The sequence below is a fragment of the Rhizobium sp. AAP43 genome, from assembly GCF_001296045.1.
Classification (GTDB): domain Bacteria; phylum Pseudomonadota; class Alphaproteobacteria; order Rhizobiales; family Rhizobiaceae; genus Allorhizobium.
Window position 1 is genome coordinate 123328 of record NZ_LJHS01000055.1, and the last position, 16171, is coordinate 139498.

15 protein-coding genes and 1 pseudogene are annotated in these 16171 nt (G+C 58.4%); 9 read left to right on the top strand and 7 right to left on the bottom strand.

Translation table 11 applies throughout. The features are described 5' to 3' along the window. The first annotated feature begins 12 nt into the window (after positions 1–12). From IP76_RS21005 to IP76_RS21015, 3 genes are read left to right on the top strand one after another with little or no spacing between them, the layout of a single operon-like run. Positions 13–1359: a nitric-oxide reductase large subunit gene (locus tag IP76_RS21005; protein ID WP_054160187.1), complete on the top strand. Its 1347-nt coding sequence runs from the start codon at positions 13–15 to the stop codon at positions 1357–1359. Between the two features lie 60 nt (positions 1360–1419). Then, complete coding sequence (locus tag IP76_RS21010; RefSeq protein ID WP_054160188.1) at positions 1420–2223, top strand: CbbQ/NirQ/NorQ/GpvN family protein; 804 nt, start codon at positions 1420–1422, stop codon at positions 2221–2223. Positions 2224–2232: 9 nt separating this feature from the next. After that, positions 2233–4131: a nitric oxide reductase activation protein NorD gene (locus IP76_RS21015; RefSeq protein ID WP_054160189.1), complete on the top strand. Its 1899-nt coding sequence runs from the start codon at positions 2233–2235 to the stop codon at positions 4129–4131. Positions 4132–4203: 72 nt separating this feature from the next. Here IP76_RS21015 and hemN read toward each other — a convergent pair whose 3' ends face one another. Next, positions 4204–5556 carry an oxygen-independent coproporphyrinogen III oxidase gene (gene hemN / locus IP76_RS21020; protein ID WP_054160190.1) on the bottom strand — a complete coding sequence of 451 codons (1353 nt, stop codon included), beginning with the start codon at positions 5554–5556 and terminating at the stop codon, positions 4204–4206. 195 nt (positions 5557–5751) lie between these two features. On the opposite strand from hemN, the gene IP76_RS21025 reads away from it, so the two are divergent. Together IP76_RS21025 and IP76_RS21030 are read left to right on the top strand one after the other, a co-directional pair. Then, positions 5752–6033: a DUF2249 domain-containing protein gene (locus IP76_RS21025; RefSeq protein WP_054160191.1), complete on the top strand. Its 282-nt coding sequence runs from the start codon at positions 5752–5754 to the stop codon at positions 6031–6033. A gap of 120 nt (positions 6034–6153) precedes the next feature. Further along, complete coding sequence (locus IP76_RS21030; protein WP_306765500.1) at positions 6154–6645, top strand: DUF2249 domain-containing protein; 492 nt, start codon at positions 6154–6156, stop codon at positions 6643–6645. On the opposite strand, the gene IP76_RS21035 is transcribed toward IP76_RS21030, so the two are convergent. Then, the gene (locus tag IP76_RS21035) at positions 6609–7853 is read right to left on the bottom strand and encodes an NnrS family protein (RefSeq protein ID WP_054160193.1); all 1245 of its coding nucleotides are present in this window, start codon (positions 7851–7853) and stop codon (positions 6609–6611) included. The two genes, IP76_RS21030 and IP76_RS21035, sit on opposite strands and share 37 nt — an antisense overlap. Positions 7854–8082: 229 nt before the next feature. Between IP76_RS21035 and nirK the strand changes: the two genes are divergently transcribed. From nirK to IP76_RS21055, 4 genes are all read left to right on the top strand, one after another. Continuing rightward, positions 8083–9222, top strand: a complete 1140-nt coding sequence (gene nirK / locus IP76_RS21040; protein ID WP_054160194.1) for a copper-containing nitrite reductase — start codon at positions 8083–8085, stop codon at positions 9220–9222. Positions 9223–9291: 69 nt separating this feature from the next. Further along, positions 9292–10188 (top strand): SUMF1/EgtB/PvdO family nonheme iron enzyme, encoded by an 897-nt coding sequence (locus IP76_RS21045; protein ID WP_054160195.1) that lies wholly within the window; start codon positions 9292–9294, stop codon positions 10186–10188. A 96-nt stretch (positions 10189–10284) separates the two neighbouring features. Then, on the top strand, positions 10285–10986 hold the full coding sequence (locus IP76_RS21050) for a Crp/Fnr family transcriptional regulator (protein WP_054160236.1): 702 nt from the start codon (positions 10285–10287) through the stop codon (positions 10984–10986). Between the two features lie 98 nt (positions 10987–11084). Then, positions 11085–11531 carry a pseudoazurin gene (locus tag IP76_RS21055; protein ID WP_054160237.1) on the top strand — a complete coding sequence of 149 codons (447 nt, stop codon included), beginning with the start codon at positions 11085–11087 and terminating at the stop codon, positions 11529–11531. A 137-nt stretch (positions 11532–11668) separates the two neighbouring features. Here IP76_RS21055 and IP76_RS21060 read toward each other — a convergent pair. The 5 genes and pseudogenes from IP76_RS21060 to IP76_RS21080 form a co-directional block, all read right to left on the bottom strand. Next, a pseudogene (locus IP76_RS21060) lies at positions 11669–12342 on the bottom strand (NapC/NirT family cytochrome c). A 173-nt stretch (positions 12343–12515) separates the two neighbouring features. Next, on the bottom strand, positions 12516–13157 hold the full coding sequence (locus IP76_RS21065; protein WP_054160196.1) for a helix-turn-helix domain-containing protein: 642 nt from the start codon (positions 13155–13157) through the stop codon (positions 12516–12518). A gap of 61 nt (positions 13158–13218) precedes the next feature. Beyond that, complete coding sequence (locus IP76_RS21070; RefSeq protein ID WP_054160197.1) at positions 13219–13566, bottom strand: hypothetical protein; 348 nt, start codon at positions 13564–13566, stop codon at positions 13219–13221. Between the two features lie 112 nt (positions 13567–13678). Then, positions 13679–14290 (bottom strand): response regulator FixJ, encoded by a 612-nt coding sequence (gene fixJ / locus IP76_RS21075; RefSeq protein WP_054160198.1) that lies wholly within the window; start codon positions 14288–14290, stop codon positions 13679–13681. Continuing rightward, positions 14280–15656 (bottom strand): PAS domain S-box protein, encoded by a 1377-nt coding sequence (locus IP76_RS21080; RefSeq protein ID WP_245281537.1) that lies wholly within the window; start codon positions 15654–15656, stop codon positions 14280–14282. The genes fixJ and IP76_RS21080 overlap by 11 nt, the downstream gene beginning before the upstream one ends. Positions 15657–16171: the final 515 nt, after the last annotated feature.

A 16171-nucleotide genomic window follows, 5' to 3' on the forward strand; every position in this document is an offset into this window, starting at 1 on the left:
AGGAGACACAAAATGAAATATCAAAGCCAGAAGGTCGCGATGCTGTATTTTTACGGTGCGCTCGGCCTCTTCATCGCCCAGGTCCTGTTCGGGGTCGTCGCGGGTACGATCTACGTGCTGCCCAATACGCTCTCCGAGCTACTCCCCTTCAACATCGTGCGCATGATCCACACCAACGCCCTGATCGTCTGGTTGCTGATGGGCTTCATGGGCGCCACCTATTATCTGCTGCCGGAAGAGGCGGAGACGGAGCTCTACAGCCCAAAGCTCGCCATCGTGCAGTTCTGGATCTTCCTCATTGCCGCCGCCGCCGCTGTCGTCGGTTACCTCTTTGGCATTCATGAGGGCCGCGAGTTCCTCGAACAACCCTTCATCATCAAGGTCGGAATCGTCATCGTCGCCCTGATGTTGCTGTTCAACGTCACCATGACGTCGCTGAAGGGCCGCAAGACCGTCGTCACCAACATCCTGATCTTTGGGCTGTGGGGTGTGGCGATCTTCTTCCTCTTCGCCTTCTACAACCCAACGAATCTGGCACTCGACAAGATGTACTGGTGGTATGTCGTCCACCTCTGGGTCGAAGGCGTATGGGAGCTGATCATGGCCTCGGTGCTCGCCTTCCTGATGATCAAGCTCAACGGCATCGACCGCGAAGTGGTCGAGAAGTGGCTCTATGTCATCATCGGCCTGGCGCTGTTCTCCGGCATTCTCGGCACGGGCCATCACTACTATTGGATCGGCGCGCCCGGCTACTGGCAGTGGATTGGGTCGCTCTTCTCGACCCTTGAAGTCGCACCCTTCTTCACCATGGTCATCTTCACCTTCGTGATGACCTGGAAGGCCGGTCGCAAGCATCCGAACAAGGCAGCTCTTCTGTGGTCGATCGGCTGCTCGGTCATGGCCTTCTTCGGTGCCGGCGTCTGGGGCTTCCTGCACACACTGTCCTCGATCAACTACTACACCCACGGCACGCAGGTGACGGCAGCCCACGGACACCTCGCGTTCTTCGGCGCCTACGTCATGCTCAACCTTGCGATCATGGCCTATGCCATCCCGGAAATGCGCGGCCGCCAACCCTATAACCAGTGGCTGTCGATAGCGAGCTTCTGGATGATGTGCACGGCGATGTCGGTGATGACCTTTGCGCTCACCTTTGCCGGTGTCCTGCAGGTGCATCTGCAGCGCGTGCTCGGCGAAAGCTACATGGCTGTCCAGGACCAGTTGGCGCTGTTCTACTGGGTGCGCCTCGGCTCCGGTGCCGTCGTGCTGGTCTCGGCCCTGATGTTCGTCTGGGCCGTGTTGATGCCGGGCAAGGCAAAAGAGCCTGCCTTCGGCGGCTATGTCGAGCCTGCCGAGTGAAATAGCGGCCCCGCTGTTTCAAACGCGGCAGGGCTCTCCCCAATTTTAAGGATCAGCAACATGAATATCATCGCCCGCAACATTCAGCCGGATATCCCGACCTATTCTCCAGCAGGCAACGAATGCACTCTCTTCGAGACAGCCTGGACGCGGCAGTTGCCGCTTCTCCTCAAAGGACCGACAGGCTGCGGAAAGACCCGTTTCGTCAGTCATATGGCGCAAAAGCTTGGGTTGCCGCTGACCACCGTCTCCTGCCACGACGATCTGGCGGCTGCCGATCTCACTGGCCGTTTTCTTCTGAAGGGAGGTGAGACGGTCTGGGTCGACGGACCGCTGACCCGGGCAGTCCGTGAGGGCGGTGTGTGCTATCTCGACGAGGTGGTCGAGGCGCGCAAGGATGTCGCCGTCGTGCTCCACCCGCTCACCGACGACCGGCGCATCCTGCCATTGGAGCGGACAGGCGAAGAGCTTGAAGCGCCGCCGGCCTTCATGCTCGTTGTCTCCTACAATCCTGGTTATCAAAGCCTCCTCAAAGCGTTGAAGCCCTCGACTCGCCAGCGTTTTGTCGCCATCGAGTTCGACTTCCTGCCCAAGGCAAGGGAGATCGAGGTTGTCTCGGCAGAAAGTGGATTGCCTGCCACGGCTGTAGAGCCATTGGTCGAACTGGCGCGGCGGCTGCGGGCGCTGAAAGGTCATGACCTGGAGGAGGGCGTCTCTACGCGTCTGCTGGTCTACTGCGCGAGCCTCATCGATGCCGGTCTTGCGCCACGCGACGCCGTTCGCGCCGCCATGATCGAGCCGCTGACCGACGAACCTGACGTGCGTACTGCACTCCTGGAACTGGCACAGGCGGTCATCCGCTAGGAGAATGTCATGCTGGACTTTTTGGAGCTTGAGGAGACGGTCGGGCGTGCCTGGCACAGGCTTGCCGGTGATACCCGCACCTGGCCGCGTTACCCCGATGCGGCTGTCCTGCTCGAAGACGTGCTTCCGGTACTCTCTGTCTGCTTTCGGGGCTTCGGCGGTGAACGGACGGTTCAACTGGTACCGGCGCGGGGCAAGACATCGCAACATCGGCTGAAGTTTCGGCAACGCATGGGGCTGGGCGAAGAAAAGCTCATTCATCCGGCGCGGGACGAAGCTAGCGTGATGTTGCCCCCAGTCTTGGATCTCATGCCGGAGCAGTCGCTCAATCTTGACCTCTATGTCTGGCTGGCCGCCGCCATGGCCGTGATGCCGCTTCAACCGATGGCCGAGACTGATCCCCTCAAGGCAGATCTTGCACTTTTGGACGCGGCGTCGGCGCTTGAAGCGCAGGTCCTGAAGACCTTCCCCGGTCTGGTCGATCGCTATAGTCGGCTTTGCCGCGCCCTTCTGTCGGAGCGCCGCCGCGGCTCGCTGCCTCGGGTTGAGGGGCTGCTGGAGGACTGCATCATTGATCTCCTGCGCCGTGGCGCGGGGCTTGCCCCGCTCTCTACAGGCAATGATGTGCCGACGCAGGCGCCTGCAGGCTATCTGCCGATGTTGCCCGTGCCGCTCTGGCCGCAGGCAATTCTTAGGGAGGAATGGGCCGGTCGCCAGGAATTGGACCAGCCGGTCGGCTCCAGCCAGGCGGATGCGCAAGCGGCAGGACGCCAAGCGGCGATCCGCGAAAAGGATTCCGTAGCCAAGGGCGAGCGCAGCCCCTTCATTCTCAATCGTTTCGAAAAGATCCTCGCCATGGCCGAAATGGTCAATGTCGACCGTCCCGCAGACGACAGTGACGATCACGATGCGTCTGCCGCTGACGAACTTGACGAGATGGTGCTTGGTGAACGCAAGGGCCGGCCAGCCGCGAAATTTCGGTTCGACCTCGACCTGCCGCCGGAAGTGCTCATCCATTCCGCGATTGAGGCGGAACTCACCTATCCCGAATGGGACTATAGGCGTGGGGTCTATCTCAAGAACCACTGCCGGGTCATTGCAGGTCCGGCGTCTGACGAAGGCCCTTCGCCTGTCCTGTCGGCAGAGATGAAAGCGCTGGTTCGTCGTGTGCGGCGGCAGTTCGAGGCGATGCGCCCGCGCCATGAGGTGCTGCGTGCACAGGTCGACGGTGCCGATCTCGATCTCGACGCCGTGGTTCGTAGCCGCACGGAACTTGCCGCGAGCGGTGAATGCTCCGACCGCATCCACCTCGCAAGCCGGCCCCAGACCCATGATCTCGCAGTGACCCTGCTGGTCGACGTCTCATTGTCGACTGATGCCTGGTTCAACGACAGCCGGGTTCTTGATGTCGAAAAGGAGGCCCTGTTGGTGTTGGCCGAGGGGCTTGCCGCCTGTGGCGACATGCATTCAATCCTAAGCTTCACGTCGAGACGGCGGGATTGGGTGCGTGTCGAGACGATCAAGGACTTTGACGAGCCGATGAGTGCGATAGTGCGCCATCGCATCGCCGCGCTGAAACCCGGTTACTATACCCGCATGGGAGCAGCACTCCGTCACGCGACGGCCAAGCTTGCCGAGCGCCCCAATCGCAAGCACTTGCTGCTTGTGCTGACCGATGGCAAGCCGAACGATGTCGATCACTATGAGGGACGTTTTGCGCTTGAAGACACGCGTCGGGCCGTGAGCGAAGCAAGGCGACGTGGCATCCATGTCTTCGGCGTCACCGTCGATCAGGATGCCAAAACCTATGTGCCCGCCGTCTTCGGCCATCACGGCTATGCCGTCGTGCCCGATATCCGGCGCCTGCCGGCAGCCCTGCCGCAGATCTACCGCGCGCTCGTTCGCTGATCCGCGATCGCGCAAAGGGAAAGCCCGGACCGAGCAGTCGGACCGGGCTTTCTGGTCTATCGCCGTTTTGTCTCAGGCCGCGGTGGCGTGTGTTCTGCCCGCTTCTCCCAGATAGGCGTCAAAGCAGGACGCTACCGTTCTGACCAGGAACCTGTGCTGTGTGTCCACGCTCAGCACATCGCCACGCCAGGTCACAATGCCTTCGTCCAACAAGGTCTTGAGCAGCAGATTGGCTTTTCCAAAGCTCTCCTCGGGAAGTTCAAAGCCATCCGGCTTGGCTGTAAAATCCACCTGGAAGTCACACATCAACCGCTCGATGATCCAGGCGCGGACGCGGTCCTCCTGTGTGAGGCGGTAGCCTTTCGATGTGGCAAAGTTCCCGGAAGAAATGAGGCTGGCATATCGTCCGATGGCGACATCGTTTTGCGCATAGCCTTCGGCAAGACGTCCGATCGCCGACGAGCCGAACCCGATCAGCGTCGACGCAGTGTCGGTCGTATATCCCTGGAAGTTGCGATGCAGCGCCCGGTGATCGGCGGCAATCGAAAGCTGATCCTCAGGAAGCGCAAAATGGTCGAGACCGATCCGTCGGTATCCGGCTTCGCACAGCGTCGCCGCGATGGCTTCCGCCTGGGCGTGTCGATCATGTGCGTCGCCGAGCGCTGCCGTGTCGATCAGGCGTTGGTGCTTCTTGAAGGCCGGGACATGGGCGTAACCGAAGACGGCGAAGCGTTCAGGGCGCATAGCAGCAGCCATGCGCGCAGTTTCAATTGCAGAGTCGACGGTTTGATGGGGCAAGCCATAGATCAGGTCGAAGTTGACGCTTCTGGCTCCAGCCCTGCGCAGGTTCGACAGGGCCGTTGCCGTCTGCTCTGCCGACTGTATGCGGTTGATTGCTTTCTGCACCTTGGGGTCGAAACTCTGCACGCCAAGGCTCGCACGGGTCATTCCCGCTTCTCCGAGTGCTTCTGACATCCCGGGGCTAAGCGTTCTCGGATCGATTTCCACCGCCAGTTCGGTCGCGCCGCCGATACCAAAGGCCGCTGTGAGCGTGGTAGTCAGATCGAGGAACTCCTCCGGCGTCATGATCGTGGGTGTGCCGCCGCCGAAGTGAATGTCGCTGACATCCTGTCGCCGCCCGATGGCTTTTGCTACCAGCCTAATTTCCTGTTTCAGCACGGTCAGATAGTCGAGGATCGGTGCGTCTTTCTGGGTGATCGTGGTGTGGCAGCCGCAATACCAGCACATGGATCGACAGAAGGGCACGTGAAGGTAAAGCGACACCGGTTCGCTTTTGGGGATGTGCGCCAGCCAATCACGATAGGTGCCTGCTCCAATACTGGGCGAGAAGCGGGGCGCCGTCGGATAACTTGTGTAACGGGGCAGGCGGCTTTCGCCATAACGGCGGATAATCTCTGTGTTCATTGTATCGCTCCGGTTCGGTGCCCTAACGATAGTGCCAGGTGCCATCGCTTCGTTGTCGAAAGGCAAACAGGAACACTGCTTTCCTGGTTTTGCTTGTTACAGCACAACGAAGCCTAGGCGCCGGTGCTTCAGTATCCTGCGGTGCAGATTACGCTGCATGCGACATCCGCAACCCGCATTGAAGAAAGCCAGCGAATGACTGTTGTTGAAGATCATATTCTCAAGCTCGACGTGCGCGAAATACCGCACGTGGAAAGGCATCCCCGTATATTCGGGATGTTGAATTCACTGCTTCCGGATTATCAGTTGATCCTGACCGTCGATCATGATCCGGTTCCGCTCTACTACCATCTCGAGATGCATTATGATGGGATGTTCGGGTGGGAATACCTTTCCCGTGGGCCTGAGATATGGGAAGTCCGCATTCGCCGGAAGAAGCACGAAGGCTGCAACTGCAACTGCGGTGGTGGTCATTGAACTTCATGGGAGCGACCGGGCGATAGCGGTCGCTCCCATGCAGGTTCATCGTGATCAGACAGGTGAAGTCGAAAATTGGGAGGTCAAGTGTCGACAACAGCCAGTTTCAAAGAACTTGACGTGCGGCCCATCCTTCGTGACGGAGGGGAGCCATTTCCAGCGATCATGGAGGCAGTTCAGTCGTTAAAGCCAGGGGAAGGCTTGCGTCTGCTTGCGACCTTTCGCCCGGTGCCGCTGTTGAGTGTCATGGCGCGCCATGGTTATACGGCCGAACTCAAGGAGTTGGATGGCGGCGAGTGGGAGGTTCTGTTTATCCCGGCTGCCGAGGCATCGCCAACGGTCCTCGTATCGTTGGGTGCCGAAGAAGCCGCTGCTTGGCCCGATCCGTTGTGGAGGATCGATCTCACTGAACAGGAGCCACCGGCACCTATGGAGAAAGTTCTCTCGCTTATCGAGCTTATGGAGCCGGGCGAAGTGCTTTTCGCCGTGTTTTCAGAAGAGTCGCGCTTTCTTGGCGCCGAGTTGGAAAAACGCGGTCACCAATGGGTGGGCAATCTCGATTCGTCAAAGCGTGCCTATCGCATGTTGATCCGAGTTGGCGGTGAGGGCTGACGACCTTGTTGCCGCTGAACATGGCACAGGAGAACTGCATTGTCGCTTAGAAAGCATACAAGGGCGGCAATCCAGAAAAGGCCAGACGTTGCGATAAGCGCCCCATAGTATCCCGGAACGATGTCGGCTGCGGTGCGGCCGCTTGCTGCGAGCAGCAAGAATGGGACGGACAGCCGTTGACACCAAGAGAAGTTTTCATCTCGACCCGTATGAAGCCGGATCGAACGATTCATGATCGCAATCATCATTCCGGTGACGGCTCCGATAGCAAGAACATGCATTGCAGCGAGCGGGCCGAGTATATCGAGCGCGGTTGCTGCAATTCCCAGCAGGCCAAGAGGGATGAAGCCGTAGCAGACCTGCATCGCTGCGATCATGGACGATCGTAGGATGATTGGCCTGAACCATCTTCTTGCGCGGACGAAGTGCGAGCCGGCTGCCACAAGTGCCAAGATTGCCGTGAGTGGGCCGGACAGTTCAAAGGTCCAGGCCGTCGCAGCAATGAGAGTGGCAATAAGCACGAACCGATCGATCACGCGATTTCCGGGGGCGAGGCGTGGCCTGCCTGCCTGGGCAAGCCAGTTGTTTGTAAAGCTCGGGATGAGCTTGCTCGCGGTCGCCGTGATCAACAGGATATAGACAGAAAGGCCTGCCCGCGCCCAGGCCCCCACATCCCCTCCTGTCATGGCAACGATGTGGTACCCGGCATTGATCAGGGCGAGAGACGTGAGGCAAAGGATTGGCTTCGCATCCGCGACCCTCCTCGCAACCCATACTTCCCTCACGCAGAAATACGCGAAGAGTGGAAGGAAGATCCAATCGATCAGGAGCGTGATCAGGGCCGTTGTGTCTGCGACCATCAGCATGGAGATGCGGCCGGCAATCCAGGTGAGGACGAGGCAACCAAGCGGCTTGCCTGACAGTGGAAAGCGTCCGGTCCAGTTTGGAACTGTTGTCATCAAGTATCCGACGAGAACTGCCGGCATGAAGCCGAACAAAAGTTCATGCGCGTGCCAGATGGATGGACCATAGACTTCCGCCACCTGGAGCCAGCCGTTCATCGCGCAAATCCAGATTGTGATTGTCGCGATGGCCCACAGAGACGCCCCGAGATAGAAGGGCCGAAACCCATAGGACAGCAGGATGAGACCGTCGCGTGCCAGGCCTCGCGGGATCCCGCGACTGGTCGATTGTTCCTTTTGGTCCATGGAAGCGGTTCTCAAAAATTTTCGATTGATCCTGCCTGAGAGATCTTCAGGTATAGTAATTGATCTCGATCAAACGGCTCCGGTAAATCTATTATTTGGTCGGCGGCTGAATGACGCACTGCTTACTCAGCAGCTCATTGTTCCAAGTCAAATAGAACGGCGCATCATGAAGTAAAACAGTGTCAACAGTTAGAGCGAGACGCTCGCTGCCGGACAAGGAGAAAAGATCATGACCCAGTGCCTGAATTTGACCAGAAGAACAATGCTTGCGGGGGCTGTCTTTGCAAGCGCGCTTGTGCCCGTTTTGACCGGGACAGTGGCACGCGCCGAAGGGGGCGACATCAAGACCAATGCCGCAGCCGTTGCCGCAGACATCGCCAAGCTGGAGCGAGTGAAGGTCGATCTTGTCGCACCTCCCTTTGTCCATGCGCACACGCAAAAGGCAGAAGGCGCTCCGAAAGTCGTCGAGTTCACGCTGACGATCGAGGAGAAGAAGATCATCGTCGATGATGCTGGCACGGAGGTCCATGCCATGACTTTCAACGGCTCGGTGCCTGGCCCGATGATGGTCGTCCACCAGAATGACTACGTCGAGCTGACGCTGATCAACCCCGACACCAACAGCCTGCAGCACAACATCGATTTCCATTCGGCAACCGGTGCGCTGGGCGGTGCTGCGCTGACTTTGGTCAATCCTGGCGAGAAGGCTGTTCTGCGCTTCAAGGCCACCAAGGCAGGCGTCTTCGTCTACCATTGTGCACCTCCCGGCATGGTGCCGTGGCACGTCACCTCGGGCATGAACGGCGCGATCATGGTCCTGCCGCGTGAAGGTCTGAAAGACCACAAGGGCAATGACCTGCCTTATGACAAGGTATATTATGTCGGCGAGCAGGACTTTTATGTCCCCAAGGATGCCGACGGCAACTACAAGAAGTACGAAAGTGCCGGTGACGCCTATTCGGACGTGCTTGAAGTGATGAACACTCTGACCCCGAGTCACATCGTTTTCAATGGCGCGGTCGGAGCTCTGACAGGCGATAATGCGATGACGGCACAAGTCGGCGACCGGGTATTGATCCTGCATTCGCAGGCCAATCGTGACACCCGTCCGCATTTGATCGGCGGCCATGGCGACTATGTCTGGGCAACCGGCAAGTTCGCCAACCCGCCGGAACTCGACCAGGAAACCTGGTTCATTCCTGGTGGTGCCGCTGGCGCTGCCTACTACACCTTCCAGCAGCCGGGCATCTACGCCTATGTGAACCACAACCTGATCGAGGCTTTCGAGAAGGGGGCGGCCGCCCACTTCAAGGTCACCGGCGACTGGAACGACGATCTGATGACCGCCGTGGTGAAGCCGGAAAGCTGACCGTCGTGAACGCACGGGGTGCTTGTTGAGCACCCCGTGAACTTCCTCTCTAACTCGTTGGAAATCGCCATGCCCGGCGCCGTTCTCACCCCCAGGCAGTCCAATTCTATAGGCTCAGTGCTGCTGCCAGTTCTGCTCATCAGTGCTCTGTCCACCGCAGTCGTGTTCCAGTCCGGCATCGTCCGGCTGAATGGCGGCGCCGAACTGTCGCCGCCTCCCACCATCTCGGTGGCACCAGGCAGTTTCGCCTATCGTCAGCCCGGCGAATTCTACCGCGCTGGATACGCCGTCGATGGGCCGAAGGCCGACGTTTCGATGACGTCGCCCGTCACCATTATGAAATATCAGGTCAGCACCCAGGACTACGATGCCTGCGTTGCCGACAGTGCGTGCCCGGCCCGGGAGTCGACCACCCCATCGCGCCCTGACATGCCGGCAACCGGCGTGAGCCATGACGACGCGACACTTTATGCCCGGTGGTTTTCGGAAAAGAGCGGGGGGATCTGGCGCCTGCCGAGTGACGTTGAGTTGGCTTTTGCCGCTGGTGAAAAGTTTCCGGATGACGCCCTTGGTATAGATCCGGACAATAGGAACCCGGCCTTGCGCTGGCTTGCCGACTACGAGCGTGAGGCGGCACGCAAGCGATCCAAAGATCCGCAGCCGCTTCCCTATGGAAGCTTCGGCGAAAGCGAGCATGGCCTTGCCGATTTTGCCGGCAATGTCTGGGAATGGACGACGACCTGCAATCGACGTGTCGATCTCGTCAAGGAAGGGCAGCCAGTCACTACCGAAGCCTGCGGCGTCTACATAGCCGCCGGGAAACACAGATCGCCGTTGAGCTCGTTCATACGCGACCCCAAAAGCGGTGGCTGTTCTGTCGGAGTTCCCCCTGATCATGTCGGCTTCCGACTGGTCGAAGATCGTCGCTGGTACGCTCCTTTACTCTTTTCGATCGGTGCCTTGTGAGGTAGGTTGCCCTCGATTTGGACACTCGCCATGGCAGCCACTATTGGGCATTGGGGGCCCTGAGAGTGCGCGTTGTTGGCGGGAGAGGGATTTGTTTTGAAACTTGATCGAACGATCATCAAGTCTCTGTCATTATTCGACAAGATGACCGATGACGAGTTGGACGCGCTGCTTGTTCCAGCGCAGACGCGGCGGCTGCCGATCGGGGAATCGGTATTTGAACAGGGGCAGCCCGCCTCATATTTCTTTCTACTCCTGCATGGTCGCCTCAAGGTCACCCAGGTGACGAGCGCCGGTCAACAGATCATCGTGCGTGTCGTCCATCCCGGCGACCTGTTTGGGTTCGCTAAGGCTCTGCAACGACACGACTATCCAGGCACTGCACTTGCCGCTGCTGAAAGCATCGTTCTGTCCTGGCCAACAGAGTTGTGGCCGAGATTCGTAGAGCGAAATCCAAGACTTGCCGTCAGTGCAATGGAGACGATCGGACAGAGGCTAGAGGAAGCGCATGTCCGCATTCGCGAAATGTCCACGCAAGAAGTCGAGAAGAGAGTTGCGCATACCGTGTTGAGGTTGGCGCAAAAGGCTGGCCGCTCGGAGGCTGCGGGAATACGGATCGATTTCCCGATCTCAAGGCAGGACATTGCCGAGATGACCGGAACGACAATTCATACGGTGTCGCGCATATTTAGTTCATGGGAGAGCAAGGGCCTGATCGAAGGCGGTCGGCAGAAACTCCTGGTGCGCGATATGGCTGAACTTGCGTCGCTGGCGGATTCTCTTCCGGAGCGTCGATAATCAGATGAAGCGTTGCCGTACTTGATATTGCGCAAAGAAGGCTTGTTCATCCTGGCCTATCACTTCTCCAAGGGAACGAGGTGTTCCTGTCCAAGGAGATGAAAATGAAACTGCGTAGTGTAACAATGGCAGCCTTTCTTTTGCTTTCGGCCCCGGCGCTCTCGATCGCTGCCGATTTCGAAGTCAAGATGCTGAACAAAGGTGCAGAGGGTGCCATGGTGTTCGAGCCTGCTGGCTTGAAGATTGCTCCCGGTGATACCGTTACCTTCATCCCGACCGACAAGGGCCACAACGCTGAAATCATCAAGGGCATGATCCCTGACGGTGCCACCGAGTTCAAGGGCAAGATGAACGAGACGATTAAGGTGACTTTTGACGTGCCGGGGCTGTACGGTGTAAAATGCGCACCTCATGTCGGCATGGGTATGGTCGCCGCCATTGTCGTTGGTGATGGCCCGGCAGCCAATCTCGACGCCTTCAACGCTGCCAAGCTGCCGAAAAAGGCCCGTGAGCGGATTGACGCCGCCGTCGCTGCAGCTCAGTAAAGCCTTGTTCTAGCAGATGTTGTTCGACCGACGCCGCCTGGATGTGATCCCCGGCGGCGTCAACATGTCTGGGCCGTCTTGATAGGCGGTCGAGACAAGTATCAGATCCCGCCTTCAGCCAGAAGTCCGCTATGCGCTCAGTCGATTGCGTCTCGTAGCTCGCCGACCGGAGATGCGGTGGGAAGCTCTTTGCCTTCCAGTTCTTCCGGCACCTTGCAGCCGGGGTCTATGCCTTGCATGTTTGGTAGTTCGTGGGCGATGCCCTTGTGACAGTCTATACACGTCGCCTTGCCGTTTAGGAGATAACGCGTGTGGATCTCCGCAGCACGTTCCGTCTGTTTCGACAGGTCCATGGCAACCGAAGAGTGGCAGTTTCGGCACTCAAGACTGTCATTCGCTTTCAGTCTCGCCCATTCGTGTTGCGCCAGGCGCAATCGCTCATCGAGGAATTTCTGACGTGTATTGATCGTTCCGAAGATCTTGCCCAGACTTCCTTGGAAGCCTGTATCTTCATGACAATCTTGTCCGTCCATTCATGGGGCATATGGCAGTCTGGGCAGGATGCCCTGACACCGGAGCGGTTGGAGAAATGTACCGTCCTCGCCATCTCCTCGTACACGTTGGTCTTCATTTCATGACAACTGACGCAGAACTCTTCTGTGTTGGTTAGCTCGAGAGCCGTGTTGAACGCACCTCAGAACATTACGCCACCGACAAAGCCGCCCAGCGTCAGGAAAGCGAGGCTCAGCGTTGCCGCTGGTGTCGTATTTTTCGGTCTCCGCCTTGGGTGCGCGAAAGGCTGCCCAGAGATATCGTCTCGGCGAGACGTCTGCCTACATCTTTCATTATCGCATTATGCAGTGGTTGCTATCGGAATGGTTGTTCTGGAGCATGATTGCTGTGGCGCTGCTGTTGGCGGACAAGGACCGAGAAGTAATTAAAATCGGGCTCAAAGCCTATACCCGCCGGAGCCGCCTAACTCGTCTAATTGCTGAGCATTCGAAGCTTTTCTGGTTTCACGATCTCGATGCTGCGGGCATTGCGAAGCTTGACGATTCCCATGTCGCGCAGCTTCGAAATCGTGCGCGAAACCGTTTCGATGGTCAGGCCGAGGTAGTCGCCAATGTCGATCCGGCTCATGGGCAGGTCGATCACATCCGTGCCACCCTGGCGATCGGCCAGGTCGACCAGGAAAACGGCAATCTTCTCAAGTGAACTCTGACGGCCGACGACCAGCAGGTGCTCTTGAGCGCGAACCATGGCCTTCAAGGCAACGCCGACCAGACGGTCGTTGAGGTGGCCACTCGCTGCGCGTTCGACGCTGGTCAGGCCCGTGTTCACCATGGCCTCCGCATAGAAACTGTGGGTCTCGTTGATCTCGAAACCGAAGGTTTCGCCGACGAGATGAAAGGCGACGATCTGCCTGCGGCCATCAGCGAGGAGACGGTAAATGCGCACCGCGCCGTATTCGATCTGGTAGAGCGATCGCGTGCGCTCGCCCTGCGCGTAAATCACGCAATCCGGCGCATGGAAGGTTACCGGCCTGATATGCGCCTGACACCGTGCACGTGGAGATGTGGAAAGGCGCGAATTGAGTGTGATGGAAGCGGCGGTTTGCATCGGCATGTTCCCTCTGGTTGAAGGGATCATGTTGGATCGGCGGCTTCGCCGCTATTGAGTTCTTCCACTACGGGTTCTTACGTAGGGTCGATACTGCATTGGCAATGTCAGGCCCGTTGAGGGGTTTTGACAGCACGCAGATGTCTTGCCTGTTTCCGCTGCCGTAGTCCTTGTCGTCCTCCGCCAGGACGACGAGCTTTATGCCGCGGTCTGCCAGGCTGAGGCCGGCCGTCAGATCGGCGGGCGGCAGGCAGGTGTCGAGGATGACGCATTCCGCACGACTGATCGCCTCGGTTGCCATGGTCCAGTCGTTGAACTGTTCCACCGGCTGGCCGTGCGTGTTGAGCGCAAAGCTGATCGACCGCAGCAAAGCCGGGTCTTTGACTACAGCAACAATTGCAGACAGCGTGGACAATGGGATCCCAGAAGCTCGTTCGTGATCTTTCACCAAGCTTGCAGATCGCATCTTGGCCGACGCGCCACCTTGTCATGGATCAAGCATATTGTCGGATTGCTCGGGGATTCGGCTAGATGCTGACGGTCAGTGACATGCGCACCAGTTCGGGCAGGCTGCGCGCCCTCATCTTCGTCATGACATTTGCGCGATGGACTTCGACGGTTCGCGGGCTGATGTCGAGATTGAACGCGATGGCCTTGTTCGGCTGGCCGGCGACGACGGCCGCCAGAATTTGCCGCTCGCGTTCGCTCAGGCTGCCAATGCGCGAGCGGATGTCATCGACGCTGAGCGTGCCCGCCGACGAGTCCGCCAGCCTCTCGGCCGCGCGCCGCACCGCCTCGATGATGACGGCCTCTTCAAACGGCTTCTCGATAAAGTCCACGGCACCCGCCTTCATCGCTTCCACGGCCATGGGAATGTCGCCATGTCCTGTGACGATGATCGAGGGTATCGGGGGCGAAATGCTCGAGATTTTGCGCACCAGATCGAGGCCACTCATGTCCGGCATGCGCATGTCGGTAACCAGGACGGCGTTGCGAAGGCTCGGGGCGATTTCCGAAAAGGCCGTTGCGGAGACATGAAGCCTAACGCCGAAACCGTTCACCGTGAGCACGAACCCCAGTGATTTTCGAAGTGCCTCTTCGTCGTCAACGATATGGACGGTGAAGTCATCAGGCTGCATTCTGGTCCTCGTCGTGCTGGATAAGGGTGAAACAGAAGGAGGCACCGCCGAGTTCACTCTTGGAGACGGTCATTTCTCCGCCATGGGCTTCGACGATCCGCCTGGAAATCGACAATCCGATCCCCATGCCTCCAGCCTTTGTCGTCGTGAACGGCTTGAAGATATCCTCGGCGATTTCCGGAGAAATTCCGGGACCTGAATCCTCCACCGTCACGGTCAGGAGCCCCATCTTGTCGGAATAGACGCTGACGCGGATTTCCTTTTTCTCGGTTTGCTTCATCGCCTCAATCGCATTGCGCATGAGGTTGGTCAGCACCTGCTGAATCTGGATCCGGTCGACGAAGACCTGATCGTTGTCCGAGGTGAAATCAAACACGGTGCGCACGCCCTTTTCCCGCGAGCCGACAAGAGCGAGTGCTCCGGCCTCTTCGACGAGTTGACGCAGGCTCTCCGTGCGCTTTTCCGTCTCGCCCTTGGTGACGAACTCGCGCAGGTGTCGAATGATCTGCCCGGCGCGAATGCTCTGTTCGCCCGCGTCCAGCAACGCGTCGCGGACCTGGATGTCGCGATCGCCAACCGCGTTCTCAAGCAGGCGCGCACAGCCATGCACGTAGTTGGCGATGGCCGATAATGGCTGGTTCAACTCGTGCGCCAACGTCGATGCCATCTCTCCCATTTCGTTCAATCGGCCGAGCCTTGCGAGCTCGGTCTGGATTTCCTGCAGGCGGGCGGCGGATTCTTCTCGCTCGGTGAGGTCGCGAACGAACCCGGTGAAGAACCGCTTTCCGCCCCGTTTGATCTCGCCGACAGCGAGCTTCATCGGAAAAGTAGAGCCATCCTTACGCTGGCCAACCACGACGCGGTCGACGCCGATGATCCTCTTTTCGCCCGTTTCCATGTAGCGGCGCATGTATCCGTCGTGTTCAACCTTGTAAGGCTGAGGCATGAGCAGCTTCAGATTTTGCCCAAGCGCTTCAGCTTCCGAGTAGCCGAACTGGCGGACGGCTGCGGAGTTGAAGGAGATTATGACTCCGTTCTCGTCGCTCACGATGGTGGCATCAAGAACCGTGTCGAGGATAGACCCCATTCGGGCTTCGCGATCGTCAAGCGCTTCCCTGAGTTCCGCCAGCATCTCTCGATTTTTGTCTGCTCGCCTGGCAAACCAAACAATCAGCGCTGACAACACGGCAAGTGCGAGTGTTTGCACGCTAGCTGTTTCAAATAGAAGAAAATGACCGGAAAGAAGCCAAAGGGCTAAGCCGAAGACGGCTGCCAGCAAGGCCGGGCCCGCTCCCCCGATCAAAGCTGTGGCGACGACCAAAATTGGTACGAGTAGGGAGAGCGTTTCTGAAGCGGCATGGCGCATAGCAAATAGCGCGCCACCAATAGCTGCGACCGTTCCGAAAACCGCGACGACATACCCTTTGGCGTTGGGGAACGATCGGTTTTTCTTTCTTTTCGAGCTCACCATTTCGACCATGATTTTGAACTTACTCTACCCAATCGATTCGGCTCCATGGTCGGGAACGTAGCCGTTGCCACCGGTTGATAGAAGTCAAATAGTGGCCATCACAAGTATTCTCCACGACCTCAAGGCAACACGTTGCTTCGGGCTGAAGCATGGCCGTCCTGATGCAGCGTAACTACCGAATTCCAGCGCTATTGGGTGACACGCCGTTAGCACGGCTTTTGTCGATTGCAGACTGCGGGGCTTGGATCGGACAAACCGGTTCCGTGGTTTCCCGAAGACCATGGATTTCAGTTTGTTTCCGCTTTCATTCCGTCCCCGAGGCTCTGCTCGCGCAGATTTGTCTCTGGGCTCGATGAATGGAAATGCCTCTACCCGAGATCTCGGTTTCACATCGCGGTAGCAGCTTGTTC

What these genes read in the sequence shown, in the direction of transcription:
- IP76_RS21015 (WP_054160189.1), top strand. Translation starts at nt 2,233, where the DNA reads ATGCTGGACTTTTTGGAGCTTGAGGAGACGGTCGGGCGTGCCTGGCAC.
- IP76_RS21010 (WP_054160188.1), top strand. Translation starts at nt 1,420, where the DNA reads ATGAATATCATCGCCCGCAACATTCAGCCGGATATCCCGACCTATTCT.
- fixJ (WP_054160198.1), bottom strand. Translation starts at nt 14,290, where the DNA reads ATGCAGCCTGATGACTTCACCGTCCATATCGTTGACGACGAAGAGGCA.
- IP76_RS21025 (WP_054160191.1), top strand. Translation starts at nt 5,752, where the DNA reads ATGACTGTTGTTGAAGATCATATTCTCAAGCTCGACGTGCGCGAAATA.
- IP76_RS21065 (WP_054160196.1), bottom strand. Translation starts at nt 13,157, where the DNA reads ATGCCGATGCAAACCGCCGCTTCCATCACACTCAATTCGCGCCTTTCC.
- nirK (WP_054160194.1), top strand. Translation starts at nt 8,083, where the DNA reads ATGACCCAGTGCCTGAATTTGACCAGAAGAACAATGCTTGCGGGGGCT.
- IP76_RS21005 (WP_054160187.1), top strand. Translation starts at nt 13, where the DNA reads ATGAAATATCAAAGCCAGAAGGTCGCGATGCTGTATTTTTACGGTGCG.
- IP76_RS21080 (WP_245281537.1), bottom strand. Translation starts at nt 15,656, where the DNA reads ATGCGCCATGCCGCTTCAGAAACGCTCTCCCTACTCGTACCAATTTTG.
- hemN (WP_054160190.1), bottom strand. Translation starts at nt 5,556, where the DNA reads ATGAACACAGAGATTATCCGCCGTTATGGCGAAAGCCGCCTGCCCCGT.
- IP76_RS21055 (WP_054160237.1), top strand. Translation starts at nt 11,085, where the DNA reads ATGAAAATGAAACTGCGTAGTGTAACAATGGCAGCCTTTCTTTTGCTT.
- IP76_RS21035 (WP_054160193.1), bottom strand. Translation starts at nt 7,853, where the DNA reads ATGGACCAAAAGGAACAATCGACCAGTCGCGGGATCCCGCGAGGCCTG.
- IP76_RS21045 (WP_054160195.1), top strand. Translation starts at nt 9,292, where the DNA reads ATGCCCGGCGCCGTTCTCACCCCCAGGCAGTCCAATTCTATAGGCTCA.